Here is a 7,711-nt window from a genome sequence, read left to right as displayed (position 1 = left end):
CGGGGAGATCGATGCCCGCGATGTCACCATCAACGTGGAGGCCGTTGATCTGGAGGCCTCCGGGCCCGCCGAGGCTGCCGTCGGGGACAAGGAACCCCCCTGACGAATCAGCTCATCCGTTGATGACGGGACTCTCCTGGCCAAGGCGGGACAGCTCCAGCAGCCGCCGTTCGCGCAGATGCAGGAACAGGGGCGCTCCGAAGGCAAAGGCGATCGTGACGCAGCCGAGCAGCACCCAGCCCAGTCCCCGCATGCCGAGCCGGCGACTTTCGTGCACCATCCAGATCGTGACGGCCGTTACCCCGACCGCCAGATCGCTGGACAGGGAACGGGCCGCCGGGTTGGCATTCGCCTGGCGAACGAACAGACCCAGGTCAAAGGCCGCCCCTTCCGCCCGGATGAAGTCCAGATTGGCGAGCCAGGGGAGAATCCCCCCCGCCACGGCCAGGGCCAGATAGAGCCAGGCGATCCGGCTGAGGCCGCCGGGACCATCCGGCGTGGGGCGTGCGGCTTGGCTCATGGGGCGTAGGGCGTCGGCGCCAGGTCAGGTTGGCTGGGATCCCATTGCATCACCTGCTGTTCCACCTGCTGCAGCACCGACTCGCAGCGCTCGGCGTAGGCCAGGGCTCTGCGGTAGAGATCGGCCATCGACTCCACATCCAGTTCTTCGTCCTGCAGCTGGGCCAGACAGAGTTCGAGGGCCGTCTGGGATTCGCGAAAGCTCAGATCCTTGGCCACGGTCGCGGGTTCGGAGGACTCCTGGGGAGAAGGGCTGGATCTGGTCGTGGGCCTGGCCATGGGTTGGGTGCGTGGTGGGAAAAGCCGGATGAGACTCAGCCGGCTGGGGCGCTGCTGTTGCCGGGGGATGCATCAGGAGGGGGGGCTGCAGCTGGTTCGCTCCCCTCCACCCGCAGGGCCACCCGGCCATCCGCCAGCTCGGCGAACACCGCATCGCCTGGCTGCAGCTGGACCACGGAACGCAGCAGGCGTCCGTCGCGATCCCGCAGCAGGCTGAAGCCCCTGGCCAGCAGGTGCGCCGGAGACAGGGCCCGCAGCAGCTGCCGTTGCTGGGCCAGCCATTGCTGCCGCTGTTCCAGCAGCCGGCTCGGGTGCAGCTGCCGCAACTGCTCCTGCCGCGTGCTCAGCCGTTGCCGGGCTGAGGCGATGCGCAGAGAGAGCGTGCGCTGCAGATGGCCCCGTTCCTGGGCCAGGGAGCGGAGCACCTGGCTGCGCTCCGGCAGCACGGCCACCAGGGCGGCCGTCGGTGTGGCGGCCCGGTAGTCGGCCACCAGGTCGGCGATGGTGACGTCATCCTCGTGGCCGATCCCGCAGATCACGGGCAACGCCGCCGCCGCCAGGCAGCGGGCCAGCTGCTCGCCGTCGAAGACGGCCAGATCCTCCCTGCTGCCACCGCCTCGGGCCAGCACGAGGGCGTCGATGCCGAGGCTGGCGGCCTGGCGGCAGAGGCGCTCGATGGCCAGAACGATCTCGGATTCCACGTTCCCCTGGACCGGAATCGGCACCACCAGCAGGTCCGTGGCGGGCCAGCGTTCGCGGGCCGTGCGCAGCATGTCGGCCAGGGCGGCGCTAGGGACGCTGGTGAGCAGGGCGAGACGGCGGGGCCAGGGCGGCAGCGCGCATTTGCGTTCAGGATCGAACAGTCCTTCCGGCTCCAGCCGGCTGCGCACCTGCTCGAACTGACGCAGAACGGTGGTCAGGCTGGGGCGTACATCCAGCACCTGCACGGTGAGGCTGGCCCGGGCGGCCCAGAAGTTGAGCTTGCCAACCACCACCACCCCATCGCCTTCCTGGGGGATGAAGCTGAGTTTCTGCAGCTGCGACGACCAGATCACCCCCTGGATGCTGGCCTGGCCATCGTGCAGGCTCAGCCAGAGATGGCCCTTCTTCTGCTGGGGACGGCCCACGGTGGCCTCCAGAAGGAAGCGGGGCGCGAACCCCCTCTCGAGCAAGGTGCCGATGGCCTGGTTGAGCTCGGCGACGGTGAAAGGGGGAATGCCGTCGTGCTGGCCGCTAGAAGCGGTGCTGCCAGGGAGCGTGAGCATGGGGTCAGTGCTGGAGCTTGCGATAGCAGAGCCACCAGTAGAGGCTCAACAGACCGGCCACCAGGGCCACGGCCCTCCCGATGGGATGGTCGACGCGGATCAGGCCTGCCCCGGTGATCACCAAGGCGCTGCTGAGCAGCCGGGAGCCGTCGCGGCGATTGCCGACATAGAAGCGGGAAACGGTGGCGTTCGGTGCCATCGGGGGGCGCAGGCCTGCAAGCCACCCAACCTAGGACCGCAGCCGGGGGCATGAAAAAGCCGCCGGTGGGACCGGCGGCCAAGGCCACAGATGCGGTTCAAGGGTTGGCGGGATGGCTTGGCGGCCGGCCTTCAACCGAGGCCAACCTGGGCCAGAATGCCTTGGCCGGTGAGAATTTCGGTCGCCAGGCCGATCACGAAGCCCATCATGGCCAGGCGGCCGTTCCAGGTTTCGGCGAAGTTGACGAAACCGAAGCGGGGCTGGGAAGCGTCAGACATGGAAGGAACCCTCAGGGGAGACCCCAGTGTAACGAAACATGGAGGGATCTTGACAGTGGCAGGGACTACAAACCCGGGTGTGGGTTGCACGGTTGACAGGCGTGCTCTGCGATGGGCTTGAAGCCGCTGCCGGCCTTCGGCCCCGGCCGGGGTTCCCTCTGGGGGCCTGGAACGGTGGAGCACCGCCGGGCGCCCCGGGCCCATTTCCAGCAGCACCTCAAGGCGCCGCTGCCCGGGGCGACCGAGTTGGTGCTGGTCACCGATCTCGATGGCACCCTGCTGGAGGGGAGCGCCCCGTCCCGCCGTCGCCTCTACCGCTGGCTGGGTTCCCAGCGCCACCGGATCCTGCAGGTCTTCAGCACGGGGCGGGACCTGCGTTCCGTCGCCCGGTTGCTGGCCGCCGAGGCCGCCCTTGGCCTCCAAGCTCCCCACCTGGTGATCGGTGATGTGGGTTGCACCGTGGCCTGCGGCGCCTCCCTCACCCCCTCGCCCCTGGCGCTGGAGCCGATCGAAGCCCTCTGGCGCGGACGGGCGGCACAGGTGCTTCCCCTGCTGGCCGGCCTCCCGGGTCTGTCCGCCGAGCCCCTCAGCAGCGATCGGCGCCTGGCCTACGCCATCGACCCCCGCCGGCTCGATCGCAGCCGATTGCCGGCGATCGAGGCCCATGGGGTGGATTGTCTCGTCTCCGGCGACAAGTACCTGGACGTGCTGCCGGCTGGTGTCAACAAGGGCAGCACCCTGCTGGGGTTGCTGGAGTGGCTGGAGCTGGATCCCGCCCTGGTGGTCACGGCGGGGGATTCTCTCAACGATCTGGCCATGTTCGAAACGGGGCTTCAGAGCGTGATGGTGGGCAATGCCGAGCCGGGCCTGGTGCGCGCCCTGCCGGGCCTGCCCCGCACCTACCGCGCCCGAGGCCATGGTGGCGCGGGCATCCTGGAGGGACTGCGCCATTTCGGCTTCGGCCATCTGTTGCACGGCCTGGTCTGAGGGGTTTGCGCCGGGGCCCTTCCTGGGGGGGCTCCGTCTGGGCAGACCGGCTGGATCAACGCTCCGGGGCCTGGCTGCGCCCCTCCCGGGCCAGGGCGGCCTTGGTGCGGGCACTGGCGATGCCCTGGCGGGGGTCCTCCGGCCAGGGGTGGCGGGGGTAACGGCCACGCAGCTCCCGGCGCACCTCGGCGTAGCCCTGGCTCCAGAAGCCGGCCAGGTCGCTGGTGACCGCCGCCGGGCGTCCTGCCGGTGACAGCAGCGCCACCCTCACCGCCAGCCGTCCGTCCAGCACCTTCGGCCCTTCGAGGCAGCCGAACATCTCCTGCAGCTTCACCGCCAGCACAGGGGTGCCGCTGCCGTAGTCCAACGGCACCCGACGGCCGGACGGGACCGGCTGGGTGAGGGGCAACAGCCGCTCCAGCTCCCGGCGCAGGGACCAGTCCAGATCGCCCCAGAGGATCTCCGCCAGGTCGAGCTGCTGCAGATCCTGGAGGCTGCGCAGGCCGCCCAGGTGGGACCCCAGCCATGACCCCGGATCCTGCTGCAGCCGCTCCGGCGAACGGTCCGGCCAGGGCGCCCCCAGGTGGCGGTGGGCCAGCATCAGACGCTGCTGCAGCTGGCGGCTGCTGCGGCACCAGGGCAGCACCTCCAACCCCAGACTGTCCAGACCCTCCAGCAGCGCCCGCTCCACCACCTCCCCGGTGGCTTCGGGCCAGGGGCGACGCTCCAGCACCAGCGCCCCGGCGCGCCGCAGCCGTTCGCAGCGCACCCGCTGGTCGTGGCCATCCCAGCGGGCTTCGGTGCCCTCCTCGACCCCGTCCGCCAGCAGCTCTTCCAGCCCCTGACGGGAGAGGGCCACCGCCAGCCGCACCCGGGCCTCCTGGCCCTGGCCGTCGACGCTGGCGATCGCCAGGGCTTCGGCGCCGGCCAGGGGGTCCCCCGGGGGCAGAACGGCGCCGCGACCGCTGCGCATCAGGAAGCGCCCATCGCCCCGGCCCCGGCCCAGGGCCAGCCGTTCCGGGTAGGCCCAGGCCAGTAGCTGGGCCGCCCGGGCATCCTCGGAGCCGGAGGCGGCATCGCGGCCTGAGCGGCTGGGTGCCGACGGTTGTGGGCCATGGCTGGCGGTGAGCTGGCGCAGCAGCTGGGACTGGAGATCTCGCCAGGGAAGCCGGGCGCCCGAGCGGCCCTCGCCCCCGGGTCCTGCGTCACGGCGCTGCAGCCAGTCGAGCCGCCGCATCAGATCGCTGCCCGCCTCGCGGCGATCGAGGGGATCCCGTTCGCTCAGCAGCACGGCCACGGCACAGGCCAGGGAGTCCCAGCCCCGTTCCCTGGCCCGCAGCAGCATGTGGGCCAGGCGTGGATGGACCCCCAGCCGGGCCATCGCCCGCCCGTGGCCGGTGATGCGCCCGTCGCCGTCGATGGCCCCCAGCTGACGCAGCAGGCTGCGGGCCTCCACGAGGGAGCGTTTGGGCGGCGCGGTGATCCAAGGCAGCGTGTCGTCCGCCGCCCCACCCCATTCCGCCAGCTGCAGGGCGATCGGCAGAGGATCGACCTCCAGCAGTTCCGGGGGATCGAAGGCGGGGCGTCGCTGCTGTTCCGCCGGGGACCAGAGCCGCAGGCAGTGGCCGGGTCCGAGCCGTCCGGCCCGGCCGCGGCGCTGCTCGGCACTGGCCTGGCTGGCGGGCTGGGTGACCAGGCCGTCCATGCCCGTGGCCGGATCGAAGCGACTCAGGCGGCTCAGGCCGCTGTCGATCACCAGGGTCACCCCCGCGATCGTGAGCGAACTCTCCGCCACCGCCGTGGCCAGCACCACCTTGCCGGCCGCCTGGTGGGTCGCCGCGATGGCCCGGCCCTGGGCCGCCAGCGGCAGCTGGCCATGCAGCAGGACGCAGTCGACCTCGGCCCCCCAGGCGGTGGCTTCGATGGCCCGGCGCGTCGCCTCCAGCTCCCCGAGGCCCGGCAGGAAGACCAGCACGGTGCCCCGGGGCCGGGGCTGGTCCAACCAGTGGCCTTCGAGGGCCCGCAGCACCTGGCGCTCCAGCCGCTCCTCCGGCCGCGGCGGTTGGTAGGAGACCGTGACCGGATGGCTGCGGCCCTCGCAGCTGATCACGCTGGCCCCATCCAGCTCGGCGGCCAAAGGTTCCAGATCGAGGGTGGCCGACATCACCAGCAGCCGCAGCTCCGGGCGCAGCAGGCTGCGGGCCTGACGCACCAAGGCCAGGGCCAGATCCGCTTCGGCCTGGCGCTCATGGAATTCGTCAAAGATCACGCAGGCCACCCCTTCGAGGGCGGGATCGGCCTGGAGCCGGCGCAGGAACAGGCCGGCGGTGACCACCTCCAGACGGGTGTCCGCCGAGGTGCGCGATTCCAGCCGGACGCTGTACCCCACCCGGCCGCCGAGGGTTTCGCCCAGGTTGGCCGCCAGGCGGTCGGCGGCGGAGCGGGCCGCCAGCCGGCGCGGCTCCAGCATCAGGAGCCGGCCCTCCTGGCCGAAGCGCTCCAGCAGGGCCAGGGGGACCCGGGTGGTTTTGCCCGCGCCGGGTTCGGCCTGGAGCAGCAGGGTGGCCCCGGGCCCCAGGGCGGCGGTGATGGCCGCGAGGCGGCCGTCAATGGGCAGGGGCGACGTCAGCGCACGTGGCGGAGGCCGTCCACCGGGTGGTAAGCCTCACCGGTGGTTTCCTCGTAGACGATCGCCGGCAGGCCCGTTTCGAACATGGTCTGGAGGGCCTCCTTGAGATAGGGGTTCCAGCCCCCGGTGGTGACCTTGCCGTGACGCACCGTCCAGTCCCAGGTGCCCTGGAGATCGCGGGGAATCCGGCCCTCCCGATCCCGCCGGGCCACCAGATCCTGGGATTCGACGATGCCCACCAGGATCGGGTCCTTCCCGTAGGAGGGGGTGATGCTCAGCTCGAGCCGGATGGGATCGTCCTTCACCATCTTGAGGCGAAAACGAGGTGGCAATTTCAGTGCCCCGAGCACGGCCGCCACGATTCGCGTTCTCTGATCCACCATCGATCTCCGCCTTTGAGCGCGTTCACCTCAGGGAGCCTATTCAGCGGCCGGCCTGGCGGGGTCAGTTCGGATCGGCGGGGAAGGCGGGCTGCTCGTTGTCGCCGCTGAAACGAACCGTCAAGAGGTCCTCCTGGGTGAGCTGGCCATCGGCGTCGAGGAGCTCCGGATGGATGGTGAGCCGACCGGTGCGATCACCCCTTGGGCCGTCTTGGTCGCTCGCGGCCGTCCCCGGATCGCCCGGCCGTGGCACGGCTGCGAACCCCCGTCCCATGACCCGGAAAGCCTGCCAGAGAAGCAGGACGAAGCAGGCCCCATAAAGGATCGGGAGGATCTGCGAGAGGAGGGAGGTCATGGCGCGATGGGAACTCCGCATGCTGCGGAGTCTCCCCCATCATCACCCGTCTGAAGGAGCGGTGGCGGTGGCCAGCATCCAGGCCCAGAGAGAGGTGCAGGCGGCTCCGAAGGCGAGAAAGGCCAGAAGCAAGCGGCTGGTGTCCATGAACAGATAAGAAAGTTTACAAATCCTAGCCGATCAGGCCGGTTTGCCTCCCCTTCCTCCTTTCCGGGGAGGTGTCTACGGTTTTGTCACTGCCGATCCCTTTCGCGATGCCTTCCTCCCGCGTTCTTGCCGCGGCCGCCGCCGGGCTTGCCACGGCCACGGCGGCGGCCACGGCCACGGTCATGGCGACCACGGCCCTGATCAGCCCGACCCTCACCCCCCCTGGCCTCGCCCAGCCGGCCGGAGCCGTGCTCGGGCGGCAATCCTTCGTGGCGGCGGCGATCCGCCGGGCGGGCCCGGCCGTGGTCACCATCGACACGGAGCGCACGGTGCAATCCGCCGGCGGCGGTGGCGGCCTGCCACGGGGGCTGATGAACGACCCCCTGTTCCGTCAGTTCTTCGGCATCCCCCAGCAGGGGGCGCCCTCGCGGCGCACCGAGCGGGGCCAGGGCAGCGGCGTGATCCTGCAGTCCGATGGCCTGGTGCTCACCAACGCCCACGTGGTGGATCAGATCGACCGGGTGACCGTGGGCCTGGAGAACGGCCGGCGCTATGAGGGCCGGGTCGTGGGCCTCGACAAGCTCACCGACCTGGCCGTGGTGCGGCTGGTGGGGGCCGGGCCCTGGCCCGTGGCTCCCCTGGGTAATTCCGATGCCCTGCAGGTGGGGGACTG

At 70.9% G+C, this 7,711-nt stretch carries 10 protein-coding genes; 2 read left to right on the top strand and 8 right to left on the bottom strand.

The window, feature by feature from the left end; translation table 11 throughout:
* Window positions 1-112: 112 nt before the first annotated feature.
* The 5 genes from KBZ04_RS12015 to KBZ04_RS11995 form a co-directional block, all read right to left on the bottom strand.
* The gene (locus tag KBZ04_RS12015) at window positions 113-520 is read right to left on the bottom strand and encodes a DUF2834 domain-containing protein (protein ID WP_254992148.1); all 408 of its coding nucleotides are present in this window, start codon (window positions 518-520) and stop codon (window positions 113-115) included.
* A complete protein-coding gene (gene xseB / locus KBZ04_RS12010; RefSeq protein WP_254992147.1) occupies window positions 517-738 on the bottom strand; it encodes an exodeoxyribonuclease VII small subunit in 222 nt (73 codons plus the stop codon). Before xseB ends, KBZ04_RS12015 begins: the two co-directional genes overlap by 4 nt.
* 95 nt (window positions 739-833) lie before the next feature.
* Complete coding sequence (xseA, locus tag KBZ04_RS12005; RefSeq protein WP_254992146.1) at window positions 834-2,063, bottom strand: exodeoxyribonuclease VII large subunit; 1,230 nt, start codon at window positions 2,061-2,063, stop codon at window positions 834-836.
* Between the two features lie 4 nt (window positions 2,064-2,067).
* Window positions 2,068-2,262, bottom strand: a complete 195-nt coding sequence (locus tag KBZ04_RS12000) for a hypothetical protein (RefSeq protein WP_254992145.1) — start codon at window positions 2,260-2,262, stop codon at window positions 2,068-2,070.
* A gap of 131 nt (window positions 2,263-2,393) precedes the next feature.
* Window positions 2,394-2,540 (bottom strand): chlorophyll a/b-binding protein, encoded by a 147-nt coding sequence (locus tag KBZ04_RS11995; RefSeq protein WP_015109196.1) that lies wholly within the window; start codon window positions 2,538-2,540, stop codon window positions 2,394-2,396.
* A 111-nt stretch (window positions 2,541-2,651) separates the two neighbouring features.
* On the opposite strand from KBZ04_RS11995, the gene KBZ04_RS11990 reads away from it, so the two are divergent.
* Window positions 2,652-3,527 (top strand): HAD family hydrolase, encoded by an 876-nt coding sequence (locus tag KBZ04_RS11990; RefSeq protein WP_254992144.1) that lies wholly within the window; start codon window positions 2,652-2,654, stop codon window positions 3,525-3,527.
* A 55-nt stretch (window positions 3,528-3,582) separates the two neighbouring features.
* On the opposite strand, the gene hrpB is transcribed toward KBZ04_RS11990, so the two are convergent.
* The 3 genes from hrpB to KBZ04_RS11975 all read right to left on the bottom strand — a co-directional run bounded on the left by hrpB (window position 3,583) and on the right by KBZ04_RS11975 (window position 6,891).
* A complete protein-coding gene (gene hrpB / locus KBZ04_RS11985) occupies window positions 3,583-6,156 on the bottom strand; it encodes an ATP-dependent helicase HrpB (RefSeq protein ID WP_254992149.1) in 2,574 nt (857 codons plus the stop codon).
* Window positions 6,153-6,536: a hypothetical protein gene (locus tag KBZ04_RS11980; RefSeq protein ID WP_216909205.1), complete on the bottom strand. Its 384-nt coding sequence runs from the start codon at window positions 6,534-6,536 to the stop codon at window positions 6,153-6,155. Before KBZ04_RS11980 ends, hrpB begins: the two co-directional genes overlap by 4 nt.
* Before the next feature lie 64 nt (window positions 6,537-6,600).
* Window positions 6,601-6,891: a DUF2973 domain-containing protein gene (locus tag KBZ04_RS11975; protein WP_254992143.1), complete on the bottom strand. Its 291-nt coding sequence runs from the start codon at window positions 6,889-6,891 to the stop codon at window positions 6,601-6,603.
* A gap of 254 nt (window positions 6,892-7,145) precedes the next feature.
* Between KBZ04_RS11975 and KBZ04_RS11970 the strand changes: the two genes are divergently transcribed.
* Window positions 7,146-7,711 (top strand): trypsin-like peptidase domain-containing protein (locus KBZ04_RS11970; protein WP_254992142.1); only part of this gene is annotated, 566 nt, incomplete at its 3' end.

This window comes from Cyanobium sp. N5-Cardenillas, assembly GCF_024345515.1.
Lineage (GTDB): Bacteria > Cyanobacteriota > Cyanobacteriia > PCC-6307 > Cyanobiaceae > Cyanobium.
The sequence above is the reverse complement of the archived record's forward strand: the minus strand, read 5'-3'. Positions and strand labels throughout refer to the sequence as shown.

Coding starts and splice junctions, on each gene's coding strand:
- KBZ04_RS12015 (WP_254992148.1), bottom strand. CDS start 520: ATGAGCCAAGCCGCACGCCCCACGCCGGATGGTCCCGGCGGCCTCAGC.
- xseA (WP_254992146.1), bottom strand. CDS start 2,063: ATGCTCACGCTCCCTGGCAGCACCGCTTCTAGCGGCCAGCACGACGGC.
- KBZ04_RS12000 (WP_254992145.1), bottom strand. CDS start 2,262: ATGGCACCGAACGCCACCGTTTCCCGCTTCTATGTCGGCAATCGCCGC.
- KBZ04_RS11995 (WP_015109196.1), bottom strand. CDS start 2,540: ATGTCTGACGCTTCCCAGCCCCGCTTCGGTTTCGTCAACTTCGCCGAA.
- KBZ04_RS11990 (WP_254992144.1), top strand. CDS start 2,652: ATGGGCTTGAAGCCGCTGCCGGCCTTCGGCCCCGGCCGGGGTTCCCTC.
- KBZ04_RS11975 (WP_254992143.1), bottom strand. CDS start 6,891: ATGACCTCCCTCCTCTCGCAGATCCTCCCGATCCTTTATGGGGCCTGC.